The following is a 24605-nucleotide window of genomic DNA, read 5'->3' as shown; positions in this document are numbered from 1 at the left end:
TACCGGTCATGGTGAGCCGGGTCGGATCTTGTTGGATGCGTGGCGGCGGGAGTTGTACGAGGGCGTCCTCGTGTCGCGGTCGAGGACGTTGTTCTCGCTGGTCGATGAGCTGGCCGCTGATCAGGGCCGGTGTGGGTGCCCGGCGCATCTGTCGCTGGGCACGGTCACCGGGCACGCCGCGGCCTATCGGGCGTTACGCGACGGCGAGATCGACACCGGCCGGGCGTTGCGGGCGGCGTGCCGGATCGCCGCGCGGTCCGGTCTGCCGCGGGTGTATGCCGTCGATACCACCGCGTGGCCACGGCCGAACGCAGTCACCAGCCCGGACCGGCAGCCGCAGTACACCCCGGGCGGCCCGCGTGGCGCGGCGCTGATCAAGACCGGGTGGCGGTATCAGCACGTCGTCCGGTTGACGCTGACCCCGGACTCGTGGGTCGTGCCGGTCCTGGTCGACCGGATCGCCTCCGACGACGACCTGGTCGAGGTCACCGTGGACCACATCGCCCGGGTCTGCGCAGCCGACGGCGCCCGCCCGGGCGACCCGTCGCTGTTCCTCCTCGATTCCGGCTACCCCGCGGCCCGGATCACCCACCTGATCCGCGAACGCAGGATTCCCGCGGACGTCCTGATCCGCCTGGCGACCTCGCAGACCATGTGGACCCGACCCGAACACCGGGCCGCCCACCCACTCGGAGGCCGACCCCGACGACACGGATTCCGCCTGGCCCTACGCGAACCCGACCTCACCCCCGACACCGGCGTCAGCGGCCCGATCGATATCTACGGCACCGTCACCGTCCGGGCCTGGCACCACGTCCACCCCAAACTCACCCGCGCCAGCCGCAGATTCACCGACCAGACCACCCTCCCGATCGTCGAAGGCACCGTCCTCCTCGCCCGCGTCCAGCACCTACGCCCCAGCCGCCGCGCCGGAGACCTCGCACTCTGGTACTCCGGCACCCGCCACGACCTACTCACCCTCGTCATGACCTACCTGACCCGCTACGACATCGAACACTACTTCCGCTACCTGAAGACCACCGCCCACGCCCCGGACTTCCACCCCCGCCAACCCCACACCCTGACCACCTGGCTCCGCCTACACGCCTACGCCTACCTCCACCTGTTCTGCACCCGCAACCACCTCACCCACCACCGGCTGCCCTGGGAACCCACCACCACCACAACCCCCACCCCCGGCCAGACCCGCCGACAGGTTTCACCCGCTCTACGCAACGCCTGGCAACCACCAGGCCACCCGAAACCCGGACACCCCGGCCCCGGACGCCCCGCCGGCCGACGCCGCAAACGCGCCCGGGTCTGCCCCGGCGAACCTCCGTAGAGCCTGCGGTGGACCCGGTGCGGTCACGGCGGGACCGACGGCCAGCGGCGAAGCCGGCACCCTGGAGATCAGCGATCCCGGGGTGCCGGCTTCGCCCGCTCGACCTCACCCGCCTCGCGGCCGGCGCCGTGGTCTCGGTGACGACCGGCCGGCGCTACCTGCGTCAGGCCCCTGACGTGCTTCCCACCTGCACCGACGACCTCACCGCCACCCTGCGCCGGTGGCACGGCTGGCCTGGACGGTCCTCGCCGGCACGCCGATCATGATCGACCGGGTCGCCGACCGGCGGCCCTTCCGGTGAGGGCATGTGCCACCCCGACGGCGCAGGCCGTGTCGTCCCTGCCGCCACCGGGGACGGCCGTCGCCCACGATGCGCGTGGCTCACTCTTCGTTGCGATCGCCGGCGGCAGGGGTACGACCGGCCAGCGTGGTGATGAACGCGGCGATCTCGTCGGGGTTCTCCTCGGCCATGAAGTGTCCGCTGGTGGTGGCCTGGTAGGTGAGGTCCGGCGCCCAGGCGCGCCAGAGCGCGGAGGCGTCGAAGCCGAGCTGGGAGCCCCAGTCCTGGGAGATGACGCCGACGGGCATCGTGAGTCGGGTGCCGCGTTCCCGGTCGGCGACGTCCATGTCGAGGTCGATGCTGGCCGTCGCGCGGTAGTCGGCCACGATCGAGTCGATGGCGGCGACGGAGCTGTCGATGTAGTGGTCGCGCTCTTCGGGGGTGAAGGTGGTGCCGGTGGGGTCCCAGGCGTCGAGGAAGGAGCCGAAGAACTCGGGGCCGACAGCGGCGATCATCTTCTCGGGGAGGCCGGGCGGCTGCGCCATGAGGTAGAGGTGCCAGGCGACCTTGGCGTCTACGCCGCGCAGGACGGCCCACGTGTCCAGGGTCGGCAGGACGTCGAGGATGCCGAGGTAACGCACCGCCTCGGGGTGGTCGAGGCCGGTGCGGACGGCGACGAGGGCACCACGGTCGTGGCCGATGAGCCCGAAGTGGTCGAAGCCGAGCTGACGGGTGATGGCGATCACGTCGTTGCCCATCGTGCGCTTGGAGTAGGTGTCCGGGTCGTCGGCGACGGGCTTGTCGCTGGCTCCGTAACCGCGCAGGTCGGGGACGATGACGGTGTGGTCGGTCGCGAGTTTCCCGGCGACGTGGCGCCACATGTAGTGGGTCTGCGGGAAGCCGTGGAGCAGCACGACGGTCGGCCCCCGGCCGCCGACGGCGACGTTGAGGTCGACGCCGCCGTCGGTGGTGATCGTGCGGTAGGTGAAGTTGTCGATCACGAACGGAGTGGTCACGAGTCCTCCTGGGGTCGGTCGGTGGTGCGGGTCTCGGGATGGCCGGAGAAGATGCCGGCGGGCAGCGTGGCGGCGCTGGTGGTGGAGGCGACGAGCGCGGGGATGACCACGGTGTCCACGAGCGCCGACAGGTAGGCGTCGTCGACCGCGAGCCCGTTCGCGTGCCGGAGCAGCAGCACCGACCCGACGACCTCCTCGAAGGCGAACGGGCTCGCGCCGGCGGGCAGTTCGCCGCGGGCAACGGCGGCGTCGATGACCGCCTGCGGCAGCCTGGCACCCGTGGGGCCCGTGGAGTTCTCGATGGCGTCGCACAGTTCGGGGTCCTTCAGCCCGGCCTGGAGCAGCATCAACGCGGTACCGGTGTCGCCGGCGGCCATCGTGCGATCCAGCCGCCGGGCCAGGATCAGCAGGTCCTCGCGTAGGGTGGCCCCCTGCGGCAGCGGGGACGTCGAGTGCCGGGCCGGCCCCGCCTTCACCGCGGCGATCACCATGTCCCGCTTGGATCCCCATCGTCGGTACAGGCTGGCCTTCGACGTCCGGCAGCGGCGGGCCACCGCCTCGAAGGTCACGTCCTCGTACCCGTCCTCGGCGAGGATCCCGAGTACGGCCGTGGTGATCCGCCGCTCCAACTCGGCGTCGCGCGGTCGACCGCGGGCCCCCGGCGATCCATCATTACAATACGACACGCACCGTATCGTATAGCAGGATGTGGCGACCGTCGACCGGCACCCCGTCGGAGTCTCGCAGGGTCGGCGCACCGGGGTGATCATCAAGGAAGCATGGGTGCCCTCGTCGCTGAGTGTGGCCGGGACGGGAGCACCGACGGTCGACCGGGCAGGTCGAGGGCCCTCGACCGGTGGGGCTGGTGCCGGTGCGGCGGTGCGCGGTGATGCCCGCCGCCGTACGGGACGGGCGGATCATGCACCGGGGGTCGCACGACGGATATCGGTTGCAGGTCGCCCGGGCATTCACCGGGGCCGAGGTAGTTTGCGCCGGTCATCCGTGCCCAGTGGGCGTCGAGACACAGCCCGCGCAGGTGTCGTCGGAGTGCGTCGTCGTCGATCTGGTCCAGGGTCGATTCCCAGCGGGGGTCGACCACAGCGAGCCGTCCTGGAGTGCCCGGCCGATCTCCCTGCCCCACACCACGGCCCGGTCGTCGTCGGTCGTGGCGGTGATCAGCGGGTGGAGCGCGGCGGGCCGCACCTGCGTGGCGATGAACGCCGACCCGGCCAGGTCGGGCACCCAGCGGTCCGGGTGGAGCCCGTCACCGCCGAGGTCGCCCGACCGTCCGTTGACGTCGGCCACGAGTTCGCCGGGATCGAGGTCCTCGGTCGCCTCTGCCACCACAGCCGTGGCAGGTTCGGCACGCAGTTCCTCCCACAAGACCATTACCTACCTACCGCGCCCTCGGCGCGGCACTCACCAACACTCCCCGCTACTCTCCGAGACTCACCAGTGACCGACGCCGCAAGATTACGGTCTTCAGGGACCGAAACGCAGCCCCTGCAGTCGGGAATCGACAGCCGTCGACCAGAACAAGCCTGCCCTCAGAACGTGCGAACAGACGTCGCCGCGCCGCGTCGCACGCCGCTGGCTGCTGGGGTGCATGCGCCCCACCGGTCAGCTTCAACCCGTCACCACGGCCTCGATCGACCAACATCGCGACCGGTCGCCGCTCTCGCCGTCGACGCCCTGAGCGGACCGTCCGGACGGCCGCTAGACTGCCCGTCGCAATAGGATGACCGTCTGTCAGCCATGGCCGTGCTGCGCCCTGCTCGGCGAAGAGAAGTGGTGGCCCCAGGTGAGCACGCTGCCGGGACTCGCGGCGGACACCGCCTCCACCGCCTTGGCGATAACGGCCCCGGACGGCCGCCTTCTCTGGTGCAACCCAGCCGGTCACCGGCTGGGTGTCGGGCTGGCAGAGCTGCCGCTGGGGCAGATCGGGCCCGACGGGCCCGCAGTGGACCACCCGGTGCAAGGCGCCGACGGGGCCACCAAATGGTTACGGGTGCGATGTCACGGCATGGAGCACGAGGGACAACCGCTGCGCCTGTACGAGCTGCGTGACGTCAGCGCCGAACGGCAGGAACGCGACCGTGGGCGCAACTACCGGTGGCGGCTGGCCCACCTCGAGCAACTCGCCAAGGTGGGCACCTGGGAATGGAACGTACTCACCGGCGAGGTCGTCTGGAGCGACGTGCTGCTGCAGATGTTCGGTCTGCCTGCTGATGCGCACCTCGACTACGACTCCTACCGGCAGATGTTGTACCCGGACGACGTCGCGATGATCGAACAGACGTTGGAGAAGGCACTGCGTGACGGCGGCTCGTTCTCCTACACGCATCGGATGTACCTCGCCGACGGCGCGACACTGCGCGTCTTCGAGTGCTACGGCGAGGTCTTCCCCGATGCCACCGGGGCGCCGGCGCGCGTCCTGGGCACCGCCCACGACATCACCGCGATGCGGCGGGTGCAGGACGAGCTGACCAAGCTGGCCGAACGCGACCCGCTGACCGATCTGCCGAACCGCCGTGCCCTGCTGGCCCGCCTCGACGACCTGATCGCCGAGCTGCGGGAACGGTCCGCGGCGTTGCTACTGATCGACATCGACAACTTCAAGGACATCAACGACGTGCACGGGCACGCGGTCGGCGACGACGTGCTGCGCGTCCTGGCCCGGCGGCTGCTGCAGGAGCTACCCGACGGCACGGTGCTGGGCCGCCTGGGCGGCGACGAGTTCGCGGTCGTCCTGCCGGGGGCGTACGCCGAGGACGCCCTCGCCGTCGCCGAGCGGCTCTGCGACGCCAGTGTCCGCACGCCCGTGCCGCTGGCCGGCACCGGGCTGCGGGTGACCCTGAGCATCGGTGCCGCCTCGCTGGAACCGGGCGACACCCGCGATACCGTGCTCGCCCACGCCGACCTCGCCCTGTACGAGGCGAAGAACGCCGGCCGCAACCGGGCCAGGCTCTACCTGCCGGAGCAGTACCGGCACGCCGTGCAGCGCGTCAACGTGGTGACCCGGGTCCGCAAGGCCCTCGACGAGAACCGGATGCGGTTGGACGCCCAGCCGATCATCGACCTGTCGACCGGGGAAGTGGTCAGCCGCGAGCTGCTCATCCGGCTGCGCGACGGCGGCGAGCCCCGCCTGTCACCGGCGGAGTTCCTGCCGACGGTGGAACGTGACGACCTCATCGGTGAACTCGACCGGTGGGTGGTGTCCACCGCCACCCAGGCGCTGGCCCACCCCGAGGCCATGACAGCGGGAATGTGCTTCGACATCAACATCTCGGCCCGATCCCTGGAATCGCCGGGCTTCGGTGACTGGGTGGTGCGCACCCTGCGCGCGGCCGGCATCGACGCGAGCCGGCTCGGCCTGGAGATCACCGAGACCGCAGCGATCACCAATGTCGCCGCGGTGCGGCACCTCGCCAGCACCCTGCGCGACGCCGGTTGCCGGCTGAGCCTGGACGACTTCGGCGCCGGGTTCGGCTCGTTCGCCTACCTCAAGCACCTGCCCTTCAGCACGGTCAAGATCGCGGGCGACTTCGTCCGCCAGGCGGATCACGGCGGCGCCGATCCCGTGCTCATCGACGCGGTCGTCCGCGCCGCGCACGGCCTGGGCATGCGAACCGTCGCCGAGTCGGTGGAGCGCGCCGCGCTGGTGCCGGCGCTGCGGATGCTGGGCGTGGACGCCGGCCAGGGCTACCACCTGGGCCGACCGACCCCATTGGACGAACTACTCGGTCGAACGCTCGACTCGCGGCAGGGCGGCGGGGCGGCCGGGACAGTCGTGGGGCATCCTGAACCCTGATCAACCGCCCCGGTTTGGAGACCCAGGTGAACGCACCCCGGCCAAGGCCGTTCCCCACCGGCGCCGAACTCGTCACGAGCGACCTCGACGCTGCCCGTAGCTTCTACCAGGACCTGTTGGGATGGACGTACCAGGCCACCGCCGACGGCTGCACCGCGCTCGCCGACGGGGTTCCCGCCGCCGATCTGCGGTCCGGTCCTGCCCCGGCCCGCTGGTGGACTGTCTTCGGCACCGCTGACGAGGCCACCGTCCGGGCCGCCGCCGGCGCAGCCGGTGGCCGGCTGACCGGCGACGAGGTGCACGACCCGCTGGGCGGGAGCTTCCGGCTACGCACCGCATCGGCCCCGGTGGCCCCGGGCCTCGGTCGGCCCTGCTGGTACGAGTACATGACGACCGACCCGGCCGGAGCGGACCGGTTCCACACCGCCGCCCTGGGCCTGCGGTCCAGCGTGCCACCCGGCGCCCCCGACGACTCGTACGCCCTGCTCGTCGGCGACGCCGCCCCGGTCGCCGGCCGGCTCGCCACGCCTCCGCCGCTGGATACCCTGCTGCCCGCCGGCTGGATGGTCTATCTGGCCGTGGCGGACCCGGACGACGTCGCCGAACGGGCCCAGCGGGGCGGTGGCCGACTGCTGGTGCCGCCGCGCGACGTGGTGACCGGCCGGGTCTGCGCGCTCGCCGACCCGGCGGGAGCCGTCTTCACCGTCATTCGACCGGCCCACACCGGTAGCTGACTGCCAGGCGTTCTCCCGCAGGTCGTCGTCACCCCGGCGTCCCGAGACCGGCACCGGGGCACGGCGGGACCCGGCATGCCACGCGCTCAGGGATCCCCTCGGAGAATGTGCAGCGATCGCGGGAGCGGGGTCCGGACAACGACGGGCCGCCCGCCGCCGCAGCGCACCACCCACCAGCACGACGCGGACGATCAGGGTGGAGCCGGCGACGAGGCCATTCATGCGGGACGTGTCAACTGCGCGCCAACAACGTGCCGACGAACATGCGTTCGATTCAGGAGCCGAGGGAGCGCAGGCGGGCGGCGAGGGTGTCGCGATAGAAGTCGATGAAGCCGTCCGGGTCGGGACCGGCGTTCTGCAGCACGAGGTGGTCGAAAGCCGCGTCGACGTACTTCCGCACCGCCGCCACGTGCGCGTCTGGGTCCTCCGACGGCGAACTGGGCGCGGATGTCGTCGTCGGTGACGGTGCGGGAGGCAGCGTCGAAGTTGACCGGGTTCGGCAACTCGCTCATCACCTTCCAGCCGGTCACCGCCCAACGGCTGGTCTCCCACGCCGCCCGCACGGCCTGCTGCTCGTCGGACGCCCACGCCAGCGGCACCTCGGCGTACCGCGGACCGTCACCGCCGCCGCGCCGGTACGCCTCGACCAGGTCGGGCTTCGGCTCGGTGGCGAACAACCCGTCGCCGTACTCGGCGGCGATCGCCGCGGACACCGGACCGCTCGCCGCCACCGCGATCACCGGGGGCTCGTCGGGCAGGTCGAACATCCGAGCGTCCTCCAGTTGGAGGTGCCTGCCCGCCCACCCGGGAAAGACAGAACTGTCGGACCGGAAAAACTCCCTGATGCCCCGAGTACCTGCCGCTGTGGCCCCAACCCGCTGACCAGGCCCTCAATCACCAGGCGGGACAGGTCCGTCGGACGCCGATTGGTCATGACCGCAGCATCCGCCGTGACGCGAACAGCGATCGTCGATGCTCAAGGGTTCGCAACCGTGCATAAGGGTTCGCAACCGTGCATACGAGGGTCGTTAGGCGTCTCGCGGCTGCCGGACTACTGCCTGCCTCCGCGTCGGGCAACTGCGAACGGCCGCCAGACGAACGGTCCATCAACAGCTGGAATCGTGCCACTGTCCGTCGGCGGGAGGTTCGGGTGAGGTGGTGGGAAGCTTGCCGTCCTTGCCGGGAATCGTGATGCTCACTCTGACGGCGACTGATGTCATCGTGTTCCGTATCTCGTAGTCCCCTTGGCCGAGGGGGGTCAGCGGCTGGCCGGCAATGATGAGCCAGGTTCGACCGTCCTGGATGAAGATCAGTCCTATCCGTCGATTCTCCGGGTCGGGGTGTTGTAGAACGAGGCTGGTGCATCCACCCAGGTCGTCGACCGGCCATGCGCCGTAGGCGTCGATCGTGGTGTTGCCGTCCTCTACACGCCACGCCAGAGTGCGCGCATCGCTCCAACTCACGAGGCTGACCGATGCGGCGGTGCTGGACGACCGGTTCTGAATCTGGATCGCGTCGGTCCCGTAGGGATTGAGAGGGTTGTCCTTTCGGATTGTCCAGACTGCCACCTCGCTGGCGTTTCGGCGCTGCTCCTGGGCATCCGCCATGAAGTAGGCGGCGCGGGCGTAATAGAAGCCCCACCCGGTCACTATCGTGGTAGCGATGACCATTGCCAAGTTGAACAGCCCCTGGTGGCGCACCAGGAAGTTGGGCCCCGGACGCGGTGTCCCGCTCTCCGTGGCAACCGGGCCACCAGATTCTGGCGCGGGTCCGGCTTCCTCCAGCGACGTCGAGGGTGCTGCCACCGGGTCCGCCGGCCTGTCTTCCGGTGGGGATGCAGTCGCCTCTCGCCGATCCATGTGTCGAAGTGTGACCTGTCGATGCAATGCCGATCAGAACCGGTCCGGGGTTCAGCCGCCAAGATCGTTGGGAGGGAACCGATCTTTCCGGCGGTGACGGGACATGGACCTTGATCTCTCAGGCGGTCGCGCCCGGTCGGGGTGCGGCGCGTACGTGGGCGCGTTCGCCCTGTCTGCCGACGAGGCTCAGGAACTCGACGGGCCCGGAACTGGTCGCGCCGAACCAGTGCGGGGTGCGGGTGTCGAACTCGGCGGCCTCGCCGGGTTGCAGGACGAGATCGTCGTCGCCGATGACCAGGCGCAGGGTGCCGTTGAGGACGTAGACCCAGTCGTACCCCTCATGGGTGCGCAGGTCGGGCACGCGGTCGTCGTCGCCCGCCGGCAGGACGAACTTGTAGGCCTGGATGCCGCCGGGCCGGCGGGTCAGCGGCAGGATGGTCACGCCGTCGGCGGCGGCGATGGGTCGCAGGTTGATCCGGGGGTCACCGGTCAGGGGCGCGTCCACGAGTTCGTCGATGGTGACGCTGTGGGCGCGGGCGAGCGGGAGCAGTTGTTCGAGGGTGGGGCGTCGTAGGCCCGCTTCGAGTCGGGACAGGGTGCTGGCGGAGATGCCGGTCTCCTCGGCGAGGTCGGTGAGGGTGATGTTGCGGCGTAGCCGTAGCTGCTTGAGCCGGGGTCCGACCGCGTCGAGGGTGCGGTTCAGGTTCTCGTCCACCCGGCCATTTTGCCATTTGGCAAGAATCTTTGCGGGTTCTCGGGCGGCGGTCGCAGGATCACGTCATGACCGGCGAAGACGCGGAAAGGACAGGTCCGATGGCCGAACCGAAGGAGAACGTCAGGGACGTCGTGGTGGTCGGTGGCGGCGCGGCCGGGTTGAGTGCGGCGCTGGTCCTGGCGCGTTCACGGCGGCGGGTGACGGTCCTGGATGCCGGAACGCCGCGTAACGCGCCGGCGCAGGCGGTGCACGGCCTGCTGGCGCTGGACGGGCTGAGCCCGCGGGAACTGCTCCGGCGGGGACGCGACGAGGCCACCCGCTACGGCGCGGAGATCGTCGCGGCCGAGGTGGGCGACGTGGCGCGTACCCCACGGGGGTTCACGGTGCGGACGCGCGACGGGGCCGTGCTGCACGGCCGGCGGCTACTGATCGCCACCGGCCTGGTCGACGAGTTGCCGCAGATCCCGGGCCTGCGCCAGCGGTGGGGACGGGACGTGCTGCACTGCCCCTACTGCCACGGGTGGGAGGTCCGTGACCGGGCGATCGGGGTGCTCGCCACCGGGCCGATGTCGGTGCATCAGGCGCTGCTGTTCCGGCAGTTGAGCGAGGACGTGCGGTTCTTCGGCAACGACCAGCAGATCGACGAACGGGACCGGATGAAACTCGACGCGCTCGGCATTCCCGTGGTCACCGGCCGCGTCGCCGGGCTGGAGGTCGTCGAGGACCGCCTGACCGGGGTCCGCCTCGACGACGACCGGATCGTGCCGGTCGAGACCGTGGCGGTGGCGTCGCGGATGGTCGCCCGCGCCGGGGTGTTCGCCGGCATCGGCGTCACCGCGACACCGCACCCGGCGGGTTCCTGCATCGCCGCCGACGAGACCGGCCGCACCCCGGTGCCCGGGGTGTGGGTGGCGGGCAACGCCAGGGACCTGTCCGCCCAGGTCGGAGCGGCTGCGGCGGACGGCGCACGCGCCGCTGCTCACCTCAACGCCGACCTCGTCGCCGAGGACACCGACCGGGCGGTCGCCCGCCTGCTGGACGCGGGGGCCGTCCGATGACGCACCGCTTCGACCGGGACTACTGGCAACGGCACTGGCAGCCCACCGCCGGGCACCGGCCCGGCTCGATGGCCGGCAACCCGCCGAACCCGTACCTCGCCCGGGAGACCGGCGGCCTGACCCCGGGCACCGCGCTGGACGCCGGGTGCGGTGCCGGCGCGGAGGCGATCTGGCTCGCCGCCCGTGGCTGGCAGCTCACCGCCGTCGACATCGCCGCCGAGGCGCTTACCCGGGCCGCCGACCGCGCGAGCGCCGCCGGGCTGACCGGACCGCCGATCCGGTGGGTGGAGGCGGACCTGACCGGCTGGGAGCCGGGCGTCCGCTTCGACCTGGTCACCACGCACTACGCGCACCCCGCGATGCCGCACCTTGCGTTCTACCGGCGCATCGGCGGGTGGGTGGCGGCCGGCGGCACCCTCCTGATCGTCGGTCACCTGCACACGCCGCACTCCGGCGGCCACGGGCAAGCACCGCACTCCGGCGGCCACGGGCACCACCATCCCGCCGAGGCGACGGTCACCCTCGCCGACATCACCGCCGGCCTGGACGTGGCCGACTGGGAGATCCGCACCGCCGAGGAACACCACCGGGCCATTCCCGGCCCCGGCGGACGCACGGTCGCCCTGCACGACGTCGTCGTACGCGCCACCCGCCGCCCCTGACCCTCTCCTCGCCGCGACGCCGGGACGGAGGTCCACCCCCGGCGCCGTACCGAACTGCGCCCTCGAAAGGAAGACCCGCGCATGTCCTCGCCCGACACTCCCTCCCACGTGAGCGGCCCCGACGCGACGGTCCACGACCCGCGCCGACGCCGCGCCATCCTGGTCGCGGTGTGCATCGCCCTGATGGCGGTCATCGCCTCCGTCTCCGGGCTCAACGTCGCCCAGCCGCAGGTCGCCGTCGAGTTCGACGCGTCGCAGAGCACCGTCCTGTGGATGATCAACATCTACACCCTCAGCCTGGCCGCGCTGCTGCTCCCGCTCGGCGCCCTCGGCGACCGGGTGGGCCGCAAGCCGATCCTGCTCGCCGGCCTGGCCCTGTTCGGCGTCGCCAGCGCGGCGGCCGGCCTGGCCACAACCGCCACGATGATGATCGCCGCCCGGCTGCTCGCCGGCGTCGGCGCGGCGCTGATCATGCCGGTCACGCTCGCCGTCATCACCTCCACCTTCCCCGACGGGGAACGCTCCAAGGCCATCGGCATCTGGACCGGCGTCGCCGGTGGCGGCGGCATCCTCGGCATGTACCTGTCGGCGGTGCTCGTCGACTGGGCGAACTGGCGGTGGTTGTTCCTGCTGCCGGTGGTCCTCGTCGTCGCCGCCGCCGTCACGGCCCTGCGGGCCGTCCCGAACTCCCGTGAGCGGACGCGGCACCGCTTCGACGTCGTCGGGTCGCTGACGTCCGTGGTCGCCGTGACCGCCCTCATCTACGTCCTGCACGAGGGCCCGGTCCACGGCTGGACCGCGCCGGTGACCGTGGCGAGCCTGCTCGTCGGTGCCGTCGCCGCGATCGGGTTCGTCGGGTGGGAACTACGCCGGCCGGCGCCCCTCCTCGACGTCCGCCTGTTCGGTGACCGACGCCTCGCCAGCGGCTCGCTGGCGCTGCTGACGCTCTTCGGCGTCCAGGCGGGCATCTTCGTCGTCCTGTTCCCCTACTTCCAGGCCGTCCTCGGCTGGTCCGGCCTGCGCGCCACCCTCGCGCTCATGCCCATGGCGGCGATGATGATGCTGTCCTCCGGCCTCGCCCCACGGGTGGCCGCCCGCGTCGGGGCCCGCGCGACCATGGCCACCGGCATCGTGCTCGGCGGCGCGGGCCTGGCCCTCATGGCCACCCTCGTCTCCGTCGACGGCGGCTACCCGGCGATCCTGCCCGGCATGCTCGCCATGGGACTCGGCATGGGCCTCACCCAGACCCCCTCCACCGAGGCGATCACCTCCGCCCTGCCCCGCGACCGGCAGGGTGTCGCGTCCGCCCTCAACGACGTCACCCGGGAGTTCGGCACCGCGCTCGGCGTCGCGCTACTCGGCGCGGTCCTGACCGCCGGCTACCGCAGTGCCGTCGACACCCACCTCGACACGATCCCCGCCGACACCGCCGATGCCGCCCGCGAGGGCATCGCCACCGCCATCGCCGCCTCCGACACCGCAGGCGCCCAGGCGCCCGCGCTGGTCCGGGCCGCCCAGGAGTCCTTCGTGGACGGCTGGCAGCAGGCCATGTGGGTGGGCACCGCCGTGATGGCGGTCCTGCTCGGGTACGTGCTCGCCCGGGGCCCGCGACGGACCGCACCCGGCACACCGGTGACCGCACCGGCGTCGTCCGGCGACGTCACCGTCGGCTGACACCGGCGGACGGCCGTCCGCGTTCGAAGGCCGAAGACCCGACGTGCCCCCGCTGCCGGACCGGCAGCGGGGGCACGTCGGGTGACCGCCTACCGGGTCACGGCAGGGTCCACTTCTGGTTGCCGGCGCCCAGGCAGGTCCACAGGTGGACGGCCTGACCGTCGGTGGCGCTGTTGTTCGACACGTCCAGGCACTTGCCGGACTGCGGGTTGCGCAGGGTGCCGTCGGCCTGGGCGGACCAGTTCTGGGCGCCGCTGCCGTTGCAGGTCCACAGTTGGATCTTCGTGCCGTCGGCGGAGCCGCCACCCGAGACGTCCAGGCATTTGCCCAGTGCCTTGACGGTGCTGTTCGGGGTGACCGTCCAGGTCTGGGCGGCGCTGCCGTTGCAGGTCCAGATCTGGATCTGGGTGCCGTCGGCGGTGGCCGCATTGCGGACGTCGAGGCACTTGCCGCCGAGCCCGACGATCGGCCCGGTACCCGGTGTGCCGGGGGTGCCGCCGCCCCGGACCAGGGTGAAGTCGTCCACGTCGAACAGGCCGGTCCCGGAGCCGGTGAACGTCAGGTAGACGGTCTGCGTACCGGTGGGCACCCCGGCCAGGGTGGTGCCGACGTCGGCGTACGTGGTCCAGCCACCGGTGTTGGGCACCGCCACCTGGCCGAGCAGCGGGCCGGTGGCCGAGCCGGTCCGGATGCCGATGGTGCCGCCCGGACCACCCGAGACCACCCGGGCCCGCACCGAGGTGACCCCGGTCAGGTCGAGACCCGGGTACGCGGCCCAGTCGCCCGGGTCGACGTAGCCGAGGGTCTGCCCGCCGTTGGCCCCGGCCTTGGCGAACGCGCTGACCCCGTTGGCCGAACCGAACGCCTCCGCCTGCACCGTGGTGGTGCCGCCCGGCGTACCGCCCAGCTCCCTGATCCGGACGTTGCGGAACGACACGTCGTCGCCCGTACCGTGGTTCTGGAGCCCGATATGGCCGGCGAGCGAGCGGGCCGGGTCGGTGTTGGTGAAGTCGTTGATCTTCCGTCCGTTGAGGAACACCTGGAGGCGTTCCCCCTCGACCAGCAGTTCGTAGCTGTTCCACTCGCCCGGCGGGTTCAGGGCGGCGTCCCGGGCGGCCAGGTCGGCGGACTGGAAGGTGTAGACCGCACCGGTGGTGCGGTCGGCGGCGTCGGTGGCGTCGATCTGGATCTCGTAGCCGTTGTCCACCGCCGACCAGGGGTCGGTTGACGGTGGGAAGCCGATGAAGACGCCCGAGTTGTCGTCGCCGGCCATCCGCCAGTCCAGCTTCAGCGAGTAGTTGGTGAACTGCCTGGCGCCGTACCAGTACAGGCCCATGCCGCCGACGGAGGTGAGGGTGGCGTCGGCGTTGCCGAAGCTGCCCGGACCGGCCTGCGACCAGCCGGTCGTGGACCCGTTGTAGAGGTTGGTGTAGCCGGTCTCCGGGCGGCAGTCGGCCTTCGCCCGACCGGCCGCGTACCGGATGCCGCCGAGCAGGTGGCTGCGGAACGCCGCCTCCGCGTACGACGCCTGGGTGTGCCCCAGTCCGGTGTAGAACGACCGGCCGGAGTTGACCGTCTTGCACCAGGAGATCGGATGGTCACCGCCCATCGAGCCGCCCGAGTACGACGACTCGTCCAGGGTGGCGAGGACCCGGGCGCCCGCGCGCGGGTTGGTCTGGAAGTTGTACCACTCGTCGGTGCGGGTCCAGGTCTGCGGCAGCTGCCCGGTGGCCGGGTGCGCCCGGTTCTCGACGCGGACGGTCGCCTGCTGGATGGCCGGGTGCGAGGCGAAGTAGCCCCCCACCAGGCTGCCGTAGTACGACCAGCCGTACTCGGTGTCGGCGGCGGCGTGGACGCCGACGTATCCGCCGCCGCCGTTGACGTACGACTCGAAGGCGGACTGCTGCGCGGCGTCCAGGACGTCGCCTGTGGTGTTGAGGAAGACCACCGCCTCGTACTGGGCCAGGTTCGCGGTGGTGAACCGGGACGCGTCCTCGGTCGCGGTCACGGTGAAACTGTTCGCCGTGCCGAGTTCCCGGATCGCCTGGACGCCGACGGCGATCGAGTCGTGCCGGAACCCGGCGGTCTTGGAGAACACCAGCACGTCGTACGGGGCGTCGGCCGCACCGGCCGGCGTCGGGACGGCGAGGACCACGGCGGCGGCGGTCACCGCGCTGAGGACGGATCGAAGGAGTCTGCGCATGTCACTCTCCGGAACGGGTGGAGGAGGGCGCCGGGTGCCCCGTGTGCCGGGTCACGGCAGGGTCCACTTCTGGTTGGCGGCGGACAGGCAGGTCCACAGGTGGACGGCCTGGCCGTCGGTGGCGCTGTTGTCGGACACGTCGAGGCACTTGCCGGACTGCGGGTTGCGCAGGGTGCCGTCGGTCTGGGCGGACCAGTTCTGGGCGGCGGTGCCGTTGCAGGTCCACAGTTGGATCTTCGTGCCGTCGGCGGTGCCCCCACCGGAGACGTCGAGGCACTTGCCGAGTGCCTTGACGGTGCTGTTCGGGGTGACCGTCCAGGTCTGAGCGGCGGTGCCGTTGCAGGTGTAGATCTGGATCTGGGTGCCGTCGGCGGTGGCGGCGTTGCGGACGTCGAGGCACTTGCCGCCGAGCCCGACGATCGGCCCGGTACCGACGGTGCCGCCGGTGACGAACGTGAACGTGTCGAGGTCGAACAGCGCCCCGGTGCCCCCGGTGAAGGTGAGGTAGAGCGTGCCGGTGCTGGCCGGCGCGCCGGAGATGGTGCCGGTGACGGTGGTGAAGGTTTCCCAGCCGCCGGTGACCGGGACGGTCGCCTGGCCCAGCACGGTGCCGGTGGGTGAACCCGTGCGCACCTGGAGGGTGCCGCCGACGCCGTTGGAGGAGACCCGGGCGCTGAACGAGGTGGTCCTGTCGAGGCGGTACGGCTCGAACGCGATCCAGTCGCCGTTGTCGATGCTGCCGACGGTCTTGCCGCCCTCGGCGGGGGTCTTGTCGTAGACGGTGATCCCGGACGAGGTCTTGAAGTGTTCGGCCTGCCGCTTGCGCGGCTGGAGGGTGTGCTGCTTGTGGGTGGTCAGCCCACCGGCGTCGGTGTACTCGGCGTCGAAGATGGCGAAGATGTTCGCCGCGTCGTCGTGCTCGCCGTCGACCGGGATGGTGATCGTGCCGGAGCAGCCGTTCTTCGAGGTGATCTGGTGGCCGTGCTGGTCGTGGCCGAGCACGTAGGTCATCCTGACCCTGGCGCAGTCGATGGTGCCGTCCTCCGGGTCGGTGACGGTGATGCTGAACGGCACCGTGTCGCCGTAGGAGAACAGCGATCCGTTCGCCGGGCCGGTAATGGTGACGGTCGGGGCGGTGTTGCCGACGCCGATCTGCACGCTGGCCGTGCCGGCCGCGCCCTGCGGGTCACGGACGGTCAGGGTGACGTTGTAGGTGCCGTTGGCGGTGAACGTCTTGCTGGGGTTGGCCGCCGTGGAGGTGGTGCCGTCACCGAACGCCCACGAGTAGGTCAACGCCCCGCCCTCCGGGTCCGACGACCCGGCCGACGAGAAGGCCACCGTCAGCGGGGCCGCCCCGGAGGTCCGGTCGGCGGCGGCGACGGCCGTCGGCGCGCGGTTGCCACCGCCGACGTAGTCGTACCGGTACAGCGCCGAGTTGGCGTCACCGTTGAAGTAGCCGGTGCCGTAGTCGAGGACGTACAGCGCGCCGTCCGGGCCGAACGCGGAGTCCATCACCTGCTTGCCGTTCCACGGGAACGACGCGTCGATGGCGCCCCGGGAGCCGTCGGCGTTGACGTGGATCGGTTTGATCCAGCCCCGGCCCAGCTCGGTGGCGAAGAACTGGCCGTCGAAGGACTGCGGGAACTTCGTGGTGGACGGGTTCGACGCGCTGTACCGGTAGACCGGGCCGGCCATCGGCGACTCGGAGCCGCCACCGAACTCCGCCGGGCTGCCGGCGTCACCGGCGTACCGGATCCAGGCCGGTTGTGCCGCGGGCAGGGTGGGCAGGCCGGTGTTGCGGAACGAGTTGTTGGTCGGCCCACCGACGCAGTTGTACTTGGCACCCGCGGTGCCGGCGGCGAAGTCCCACTCCGCGTACGTCTCGGCGGTGGTGTTGGTGCCGGTGCAGTACGGCCAGCCGTAGTTGCCCGGCCCGGTCACCCGGTTGAACTCGACCTGCCCGCTGGGGCCGCGCGTGCCGGTGGTGCCGGCGTCCGGGCCGTAGTCGCCGACGTAGACCACCCCGGTGGCCTTGTCCACGCTCATCCGGAACGGGTTGCGGAACCCCATCGCGTAGATCTCCGGACGGGTCCGGGCGGTGCCCGGGGCGAACATGTTCCCGGCCGGGATAGAGTAGCTGCCGTCCGCGTTCACCTTGATCCGCAGGATCTTGCCGCGCAGGTCGTTGCTGTTGGCCGCGCTGCGCTGCGCGTCGTAGGCGGGGTTACGGTTGGTCCGCTCGTCGATCGGCGAATAGCCGGCGGAGTCGAACGGGTTGCTGTCGTCGCCCGTCGACAGGTACAGGTTCCCGGCCGCGTCGAAGTCGATGTCCCCGCCGACGTGGCAGCAGATGCCCCGGTCGGCCGGCACGTCCAGGATGTTGACCTGGCTGGACGTGTTCAGCGTCCAGTTGGCGTTGAGGGTGAACCGGGACAGCCGGTTCACGCCCTGCCAGGCGGAGAAGTCCGTGCCGGTGGCCGGGGCGTCCCCGGCGGGGGTGGACAGCGGCGGGGCGTAGTACAGGTAGACGTGCCGGTTGGTGGTGAAGTTCGGGTCCACCCCGACGCCCTGCAGGCCCTCCTCGTCGTGGGTGTAGACGGGGATCGTGCCCACCACGGTGGTGGTGCCGGCGGCGTCGGTACGTCGCAGCGTGCCGTTGCGGGCGGTGTGCAGCACCGACCGGTCGGGTAGCACCGCGATGGTCATGGGCTCGCCGACCTCGGGTTCCCCCTTGGCCAGGGTGACCTGCTGGAAGTCGGTCGGGTTGATGGTGTGGGCCTGGGCGGGGGCCGGGCTGCCGAGGGCGACCAGCCCGGCGGCGGCCACCAGGAGCAGTGCGGAGCTGACCGACGCCGTTCGCCGGCCGAACGCGCCATGGTGTGAGGACACTGGCTGTCCGTCCCTTCCTGACGTTCGAATGCCAGGGCGGGGCGCGCGCCGTCGCGCCGGATGCCGTAGCGGGGGAGGGGGTCGATGGATCACCGCGCCGCCGGTTCACCTCGCTGAAACACTTCCGTGATGGCGAAGACATTAAGCTGTTTCGATCCCGCTGTCTACGGCTTCTGTCGAACCAGGGCAGACTTTCGCTCGAACCACGAAAAGTCCCCGCCGTTGGGCACGCGTACCCCCTTCCCGTGCCCGCCTCCGGTGACGACGACGGCCGGCGGCGCTCCGATGTCACACGAAGCGGTGTGGGCCGTGCCATGTTTCGGCCCGGGGGAGAGGGGCATCTTCCGGCGGCGACCCGTGCGGGCCGTGCCTGGTCCGAATGGAGGTGCCCGATGACGGTCGGTCGTCCGGAGACGTTGCCCGTGGTCGACTGCGGATCGGGCCGTGCCGGCCGGCTGCGGTCCGGGAGACCGTCCCGGACGGCGGGAACCCGGTCGTGACCCCCGGAGGCGACGACCCCGGGACGGCGTTCCGGTCGGCCGTCCACGCCGGGCTGCTCGACCTGCCGCTGCCCGGCGGCGGACGCACCCGTGACCGCTTCCTGCGTTTCGTCGAACTCGGCCGCGCCGACCTGGCCCTGGCCCGGCTGGGCGAGGGGCACGCCGACGCCCTGGCGATCCTCGCCGAACTCGGTATGCCGGTCGATCCCGACCGGAGCCGTGAGCCGTGGGGTGTCTGGGCGGCCGTGCCGGCATCGGTCACGGCCACCCGGGACGGCGACCGGTGGCGGCTGACCGGTGACCGGCCCTGGTGCTCCGGGGCTGGGCTGCTGGCCCACGCTCTGGTCACCGCGACCGCCGACGACGGCGTCCGGCTGTTCGCCGTCGAGGTCGACGCCGCCGGGGTCACCGCGTTGCCCGACACCTGGCCGGCCGTCGGCATGGCCGCCAGCGACAGCCGCACCGTCAGCTTCGACGGCGTGACCGCCGTCGCGGTGGGCGGGCCCGGCAGCTACACCGCGCGGCCGGGTTTCCGGCACGGCGGGCTGGGGGTGGCGGCGTGCTGGTACGGCGGGGCGGTCGGGGTCGCCGACACCCTGTACGCCGCAGCGCGGCACCGCCGTCTCGGCCCGCACGCCCTGGCGCACCTCGGCGCGGTCGACGCGACCCTGGCCGCCGCCCGCACCGTCCTGTTCGCCGCCGCCGACGAGATCGACGCGAACCCCACCGGGGACGCCGACCGGTTGGCCCACCAGGTCCGCGCCACCGTCGAGGCGACCGCCACCACGGTCGTCGACCGGGTCGGCCGGGCGTTGGGGGCGGGCCCGCTGTGCCAGGACGCCCACCACGCCCGCCGGGTCGCCGACCTGACCGTGTACCTGCGGCAGAGTCACGCGGAGGCGGACCTGGCCCACCTCGGTGAGCTGGTGGCGGCGGTCGGGGATCCCGGATGGTGAGGCCGATCGTCGACGCGGGCACCGACGAGAGCAGTTGGCGTGCGTGGCCGGCCCCGGCCGGTTGGCCCGTGCTGGCGCTGGACGACCTGACGGTGCCGCCGCTGGTGGTCGCCCCGCACCCCGACGACGAGGTGCTCGGGGTGGGTGGCCTGGTCGCGATGCTCGCCGGCGGCGTCGAGATCGCGGTCGTCACCGACGGCGAAGCCTCGCATCCGGACTCCACGGTCCACTCACCGGCGGCGCTGGCCGCGATCCGGCGGGCCGAGACGGTCACGGCCTGCGGACTGCTCGGGGTCGCCCCCACCGCCATCGACCATCTCGCTCATCCCGACGGCCGTGTCGACGAGTCGGCGCTCGCCGAGGCGTTGACCGGCCGGCTGGCACCGGGGCGGTGGTGTGTCACGACGTGGCGTGGCGACGGACACCCGGACCACGAGGCGGTGGGGCGGGCGGCAGCGCTCGCCTGCCGGCGTATGGGTGCGATCCTGCTGGAGTTCCCGGTGTGGACGTGGCACTGGGCCCGGCCGGACCACCCCGACGTGCCGTGGCACCGCGCGCGTCGGATCGACCTCACCGCAGCGGCCGGATCGGCCAAGCTGAGCGCGATCGACGCCTTCCGTAGCCAGGTGCTGCCGTTGGGGCCGGCACCCGCCGACGCCGCGATCCTGCCCCCGAACGTCCTCGCCCGCTTCACGCGTCCCTACGAAACGGTGTTCGGGCCATGACCTCAGGCGGCACCCCGGCCGGGTACTTCGACGACATGTACGCCGGGGCGGAGGACCCGTGGAGTTTCGAAACCCGCTGGTACGACCAGCGTAAGCACGAGGTGACGGTGGCCTGCCTGCCGCGCCGGCGGTACCGGTCGGCATTCGAGCCGGGCTGCTCGACGGGGACGCTCACCCGCCGCCTCGCCCCGCGGTGCGACCGGCTACTGGCGGTCGACATCGCCGCCGCGCCGGTGGCGAGCGCCCGACGGCGGCTGGCGGAGCAGCCACACGTCCGGGTGCAACGGATGCGGGTCCCCGACGAGTGGCCGGCCGTGACGGACGACCGGTTCGACCTGATCGTGCTCTCCGAGCTGGGCTACTACTTCGACGACGCCGGGCTGGATCTGCTGGTGGCCCGGACGGTCGACTCGCTCGAACCCGGCGGCACGCTGGTGGCCGTGCACTGGCGGCCGGCGGTGGCCGAGCACGCCCGCAGCGGCGACGACGTGCACCGGCTGCTCGACGGGGTGGACGCCCTGACGCGGACGGCACGGCATGAGGAAGCCGACTTCCTCCTCGACGTGTTCCTGCGGGTGCCGCCGCCGGCCAGGTCCGTCGCCCAGGCCGACGGTCTGTGGTGAACCGGATGGCGGTCGTGGTGCCCGCCCACGACGAGCAGGCGTTGCTGCCCGGCTGTCTGACCTCCGTCCTCGACTCGCTGCGGCACCTGCCGGTGCCCTCGGAGGTGATCGTGGTGGCCGACGACTGCCGGGACGCCACGGCCGCCGTCGCCGAACGTCCCGGCGTCGTCGTGCTGACGGTCCGGGCCCGCAACGTCGGCCGCGCCCGGGCCGCCGGCATGGCGTACGCGCTGCGCCACGGCCCGCTGGGGTTGTGGCTCGCCACCACCGATGCGGACAGCCGGGTGCCCCGGCGGTGGGGCGGCTGGCAGCTGCGGCACGCCCGCGCCGGCACCGACCTGCTGGTCGGGACGGTACGGGTCACCGACTGGGCGCCCCGTGCCATCCCGGTCCGTGACCGGTACGAGGCCCGGTACCGGCAGGGCCTGACCGACACCGGCCACCGGCACGTCCACGGTGCGAACCTGGGCTGCGCCGCCACCGCGTACGAGCGGTTGGGCGGCTTCGCCGACCTGCGCCACGGCGAGGACCACGACCTCGTCGAACGCGGTCGTCGACAGGCCATGCGGGTCGTCGCCGACGCCGGCTGCGCGGTACGGACCAGTGCCCGCCGCCACGGTCGGGCCCCGCACGGCTTCGCCGGCTATCTCGACGCCCTCGAAGACCGGCCCTCGACGGTGGGGCCGGAGCGGACGCCGTGCGGCGGATGCACCGTGGCATGACGAACCGCCCTTCACCGGCGGCGCGCGAAGCGCGTACCGGAAAGGACGGCGTCGCTCCCGGCCAGGGTCCGGTCGGACCCTGGCCGGGAGCATCCGGTCAGCCGATGCGGCCGGCGCGGTGCCGGCGGCGGGTCAGCCCGACGAGGACGGCGCCGAGCAGGGCGAGCAGCAGCCCGACGGTCAGCGGCGCGAACATGGCGTCACCGGTCACCGGCAGGATCCCCCCGACGTAGCGGAAGGTGAAGCCGTCGGAGGTTCCACCGGCGGTGCTCACCGTGATCGTGGCGTTCCCGGCCGCGCAGGGCGGTGTGCGGAAGGTCAACGAACGGCCGTCCGACGCCACGGTGACCTGGTCGGCCGGGATGGTCGTGCCGCAGATGGTGACCGTGGTGCCGCCCGGCACGAACCCGGAGCCACCGACCGTCACCGTCGTGCCGCCACCGGTCGGCCCCTGTCCGGGGTTGACGGTGTCGATGCGCGGCGGGGCGGGTTCGTAGGTGAACCCGTCAGGTGCGGTGACGTCGTCGCCGGGCAGCAGGACGGTGACGTCCACCGTCCCGGGCGAACCGGGCGGGGTGACCACGGTCAGCGAGGAGCCGTCCGGGTTCACGACCAGGTTGGTGCCGGGTGTGTTGCCGAAGTTCACGCCGGTGGCGCCGGTGAGACCGGTGCCGGTGATGGTCACCGTGGTGCCGCCGGTGGTCGGTCCGGTGTCCGGCACGATGGAGGTGATCGTCGGCGCGACGTACGTGAAGACGGGCGCGGTGGCGGTGCCCGCGGGGAACACCAGCCGGACGTCCGCCGGCCCGGCCGCGTTCGGCGGGGTCAGCACGGTGATCGTGGTACCGCCCGGGTTGACGGTGAACCCGGTGCCGGGCACCCCGTCGAAGGTCACCCCGGTGGCTCCGGTGAACCCGGTCCCGGTGATGGTGACCGTGGTGCCACCCGAGGTCGGTCCGCTCGTCGGGGTCAGCCCGGTCACGGTCGCGGCGCTGCCGTCGGCGAGGTAGGTGTAGCCCAGCGGTGCCGCCGTACCGCCGCCGGTGGTCACCAGCACGACGGCCGGCCCGACCGCGCCGGGCGGGGTGACCGCCGTCAGGGAGGTGCCGCCCGGTGCGACCGTGACGTCGGTGGCCGGCACCCCGTCGAAGGTGACTGTGGTGTCACCGGGGACGAATCCGGTGCCGGTGATCGTCACCGTCTGGCCGCCCGACTGTGGACCCGCGTTCGGGGTGATCGACGCGACGGTAGGCGCCGCTGCCACGTACGTGAATCCGTCCGGGGCGGTCGCGTCCGCGCCCGGCAGGAGCACGGTGACGTCCACCGGGCCGACCTGGCCGGGCGGGGTGACCACGGTCAGCGAGGTGCCGCCCGGGTTGACCGTGACGTTGGTGCCCGGGGTGTCACCGAAGGTCACCCCGGTCGCTCCGGTGAAGCCGGTGCCGGTGATGGTCACGGTGGTGCCGCCGGCGGTCGGTCCGGTGTCCGGGACGATCGAGGTGATCGTCGGCCCGAGGTAGGTGAACGTCGGCGCGGTCACCCGACCGGCCGGGAAGACCAGTTCGACCAGGGCCGGGCCCGCCGGGTTCGGCGGTGTGACCACGGTGATCGTGGTGCCGGCGGGGTTGACGGTGAACCCGGTGCCGGGCAGGCCGTTGAAGTCCACGCCGGCCGCCCCGGTGAAGCCGGTGCCGGTGATCGTCACCGTGGTGCCGCCGACGGTCGGCCCGGAGGTCGGGGTGAGGCCGGTGATGGTGGCCGCGCTGCCGTCGGCGAGGTACGTGTAGCCCAGCGGTGCGGCGGTGCCGTTCACCGTGCCGACCACGACCTCGGCGGGTCCGACCGCGCCGGGCGGGGTGACGGCCGTCAGTGAGGTGCCGCCCGGAGCGACCGTGACGTCGGTCGCGGGCACCCCGTCGAAGGTGACCGTGGTGCCGCCCGGGATGAAGCCGGTGCCGGTGATCGTCACGGTCTGGCCGCCCGACTGCGGGCCCTCGTCGGGGGTGATCGTCGCGGTGGTCGGTGCCGCCGGCGGACGCTCGCAGAGCGCCTCGGCCACGATGACGGTGCCGACGGGAATGGTGGTCGGGACACCGAGGATGCTGCCCGACAGGGTCAGCACGGCCCGCACCGTGATCGCGGTGGCGCCGGTGGCGGTGGTCGTCTCGACCCGGGTCAACGAGGCGTTCAGGCTCGCGTCCAGCAGCCCCGGCACCACCACCGCCGCGCTGCCCACGACGGCGGGGGTGTTCGCCGTCAGCGTCACCGCCGAGCCGAACAACTCCAGCCCGACGAGCGTGGTGTCCGCGCTGGTCGCGCCGACCTGCGGACAGACCGCGGTGGCGGTGACCTCGGCGGCGTCCAGCACGTCGATGCCGAGCACGGTCAGGTTGAGCCCGTTGACGCTGGAGGACGCCGACGACCCGTCCGCCGCCCGGGTGGCGGTGACCTCCTCGACGGTGCCGCTGGCGGTCACACCGACCGCCCCGGGCACCGAGATCGCCAGCAGTGTCTCGGTGTCGGTGCCCCCGGCGGCCGGCGCGGTGGCGGTGCCGACGGTCGCGTCGGCGCTGATCACGGCAATCCCGGCCACCTCGGCGGACAGGTCGACGACGACGCCGCGGGCGCTCGCGTCGCCCGGTGCCGCCAGTGCCGGCGTACCCAGGGACAGGGTTGCCAGGCTGGTGACCAGCAGCGCCGTGGCGGCGCTGGTGGTTCTTCGCAGGACGGTCCTCACCAATTTCCCCCGTTCAGATGGATGACGGGCCTGCGTGATGTGGCGGCAGCCGTCAACGAGTGAACGAGTATAAATCGGTCAAGTTACGCATTTCGCTAC

At 72.1% G+C, this 24605-nt stretch carries 19 protein-coding genes; 10 read left to right on the top strand and 9 right to left on the bottom strand.

The window, feature by feature from the left end:
* Positions 1-28 precede the first annotated feature (28 nt).
* The gene (locus tag ACN260_RS17840; protein ID WP_422752201.1) at positions 29-1342 is read left to right on the top strand and encodes a hypothetical protein; all 1314 of its coding nucleotides are present in this window, start codon (positions 29-31) and stop codon (positions 1340-1342) included.
* A gap of 381 nt (positions 1343-1723) precedes the next feature.
* Here the strand turns inward: ACN260_RS17840 and ACN260_RS17835 are convergent, their stop codons facing one another.
* The 3 genes from ACN260_RS17835 to ACN260_RS17825 form a co-directional block, all read right to left on the bottom strand.
* A complete protein-coding gene (locus ACN260_RS17835; protein WP_422752200.1) occupies positions 1724-2638 on the bottom strand; it encodes an alpha/beta fold hydrolase in 915 nt (304 codons plus the stop codon).
* A complete protein-coding gene (locus ACN260_RS17830; protein WP_422752199.1) occupies positions 2635-3324 on the bottom strand; it encodes a TetR/AcrR family transcriptional regulator in 690 nt (229 codons plus the stop codon). The genes ACN260_RS17835 and ACN260_RS17830 overlap by 4 nt, the downstream gene beginning before the upstream one ends.
* A gap of 310 nt (positions 3325-3634) precedes the next feature.
* Entirely contained in the window at positions 3635-3982 is a 348-nt protein-coding gene (locus ACN260_RS17825) for a hypothetical protein (protein WP_422752198.1), read from the bottom strand.
* Positions 3983-4661: 679 nt separating this feature from the next.
* Here ACN260_RS17825 and ACN260_RS17820 point away from each other — a divergent pair.
* Together ACN260_RS17820 and ACN260_RS17815 are read left to right on the top strand one after the other, a co-directional pair.
* Positions 4662-6449, top strand: coding sequence for a putative bifunctional diguanylate cyclase/phosphodiesterase (locus ACN260_RS17820; protein WP_422752197.1), 1788 nt, complete (start codon positions 4662-4664; stop codon positions 6447-6449).
* A 26-nt stretch (positions 6450-6475) separates the two neighbouring features.
* The gene (locus ACN260_RS17815; protein ID WP_422752196.1) at positions 6476-7183 is read left to right on the top strand and encodes a VOC family protein; all 708 of its coding nucleotides are present in this window, start codon (positions 6476-6478) and stop codon (positions 7181-7183) included.
* A 218-nt stretch (positions 7184-7401) separates the two neighbouring features.
* On the opposite strand, the gene ACN260_RS17810 is transcribed toward ACN260_RS17815, so the two are convergent.
* From ACN260_RS17810 to ACN260_RS17800, 3 genes are all read right to left on the bottom strand, one after another.
* Positions 7402-7950, bottom strand: a complete 549-nt coding sequence (locus tag ACN260_RS17810) for an LLM class flavin-dependent oxidoreductase (RefSeq protein WP_422752195.1) — start codon at positions 7948-7950, stop codon at positions 7402-7404.
* Positions 7951-8289: 339 nt separating this feature from the next.
* The gene (locus ACN260_RS17805; protein ID WP_422752194.1) at positions 8290-9042 is read right to left on the bottom strand and encodes a hypothetical protein; all 753 of its coding nucleotides are present in this window, start codon (positions 9040-9042) and stop codon (positions 8290-8292) included.
* A gap of 118 nt (positions 9043-9160) precedes the next feature.
* Positions 9161-9757 carry a helix-turn-helix domain-containing protein gene (locus tag ACN260_RS17800; RefSeq protein ID WP_422752193.1) on the bottom strand — a complete coding sequence of 199 codons (597 nt, stop codon included), beginning with the start codon at positions 9755-9757 and terminating at the stop codon, positions 9161-9163.
* A 98-nt stretch (positions 9758-9855) separates the two neighbouring features.
* Between ACN260_RS17800 and ACN260_RS17795 the strand changes: the two genes are divergently transcribed.
* From ACN260_RS17795 to ACN260_RS17785, 3 genes are all read left to right on the top strand, one after another.
* Entirely contained in the window at positions 9856-10815 is a 960-nt protein-coding gene (locus ACN260_RS17795) for an NAD(P)/FAD-dependent oxidoreductase (protein ID WP_422752192.1), read from the top strand.
* Positions 10812-11477: a class I SAM-dependent methyltransferase gene (locus ACN260_RS17790; protein WP_422752191.1), complete on the top strand. Its 666-nt coding sequence runs from the start codon at positions 10812-10814 to the stop codon at positions 11475-11477. The genes ACN260_RS17795 and ACN260_RS17790 overlap by 4 nt, the downstream gene beginning before the upstream one ends.
* A gap of 108 nt (positions 11478-11585) precedes the next feature.
* Positions 11586-13151, top strand: coding sequence for an MFS transporter (locus ACN260_RS17785; protein WP_422752190.1), 1566 nt, complete (start codon positions 11586-11588; stop codon positions 13149-13151).
* Between the two features lie 97 nt (positions 13152-13248).
* Here the strand turns inward: ACN260_RS17785 and ACN260_RS17780 are convergent, their stop codons facing one another.
* Both ACN260_RS17780 and ACN260_RS17775 read right to left on the bottom strand, forming a co-directional pair.
* On the bottom strand, positions 13249-15354 hold the full coding sequence (locus ACN260_RS17780) for a ThuA domain-containing protein (RefSeq protein ID WP_422752189.1): 2106 nt from the start codon (positions 15352-15354) through the stop codon (positions 13249-13251).
* Positions 15355-15405: 51 nt separating this feature from the next.
* Positions 15406-18243 (bottom strand): PQQ-dependent sugar dehydrogenase, encoded by a 2838-nt coding sequence (locus tag ACN260_RS17775; protein ID WP_422752188.1) that lies wholly within the window; start codon positions 18241-18243, stop codon positions 15406-15408.
* A 496-nt stretch (positions 18244-18739) separates the two neighbouring features.
* On the opposite strand from ACN260_RS17775, the gene ACN260_RS17770 reads away from it, so the two are divergent.
* The 4 genes from ACN260_RS17770 to ACN260_RS17755 are packed head-to-tail and all read left to right on the top strand — an operon-like array spanning position 18740 to position 21769.
* A complete protein-coding gene (locus tag ACN260_RS17770) occupies positions 18740-19699 on the top strand; it encodes an acyl-CoA dehydrogenase family protein (protein WP_422752187.1) in 960 nt (319 codons plus the stop codon).
* Positions 19693-20424: a PIG-L deacetylase family protein gene (locus ACN260_RS17765; protein ID WP_422752186.1), complete on the top strand. Its 732-nt coding sequence runs from the start codon at positions 19693-19695 to the stop codon at positions 20422-20424. Before ACN260_RS17770 ends, ACN260_RS17765 begins: the two co-directional genes overlap by 7 nt.
* Positions 20421-21047: a class I SAM-dependent DNA methyltransferase gene (locus ACN260_RS17760; protein WP_422752185.1), complete on the top strand. Its 627-nt coding sequence runs from the start codon at positions 20421-20423 to the stop codon at positions 21045-21047. Before ACN260_RS17765 ends, ACN260_RS17760 begins: the two co-directional genes overlap by 4 nt.
* A 5-nt stretch (positions 21048-21052) precedes the next feature.
* Positions 21053-21769 (top strand): glycosyltransferase, encoded by a 717-nt coding sequence (locus ACN260_RS17755; protein ID WP_422752184.1) that lies wholly within the window; start codon positions 21053-21055, stop codon positions 21767-21769.
* A gap of 97 nt (positions 21770-21866) precedes the next feature.
* Here the strand turns inward: ACN260_RS17755 and ACN260_RS17750 are convergent, their stop codons facing one another.
* Positions 21867-24506, bottom strand: a complete 2640-nt coding sequence (locus tag ACN260_RS17750) for an IPT/TIG domain-containing protein (RefSeq protein WP_422752183.1) — start codon at positions 24504-24506, stop codon at positions 21867-21869.
* Between the last annotated feature and the right edge of the window lie 99 nt (positions 24507-24605).

It is taken from the genome of Micromonospora sp. WMMD708 (assembly GCF_049315245.1).
Taxonomy (GTDB): domain Bacteria; phylum Actinomycetota; class Actinomycetes; order Mycobacteriales; family Micromonosporaceae; genus Micromonospora; species Micromonospora wenchangensis.
This window is presented reverse-complemented; position numbering and strand designations above follow the sequence as displayed.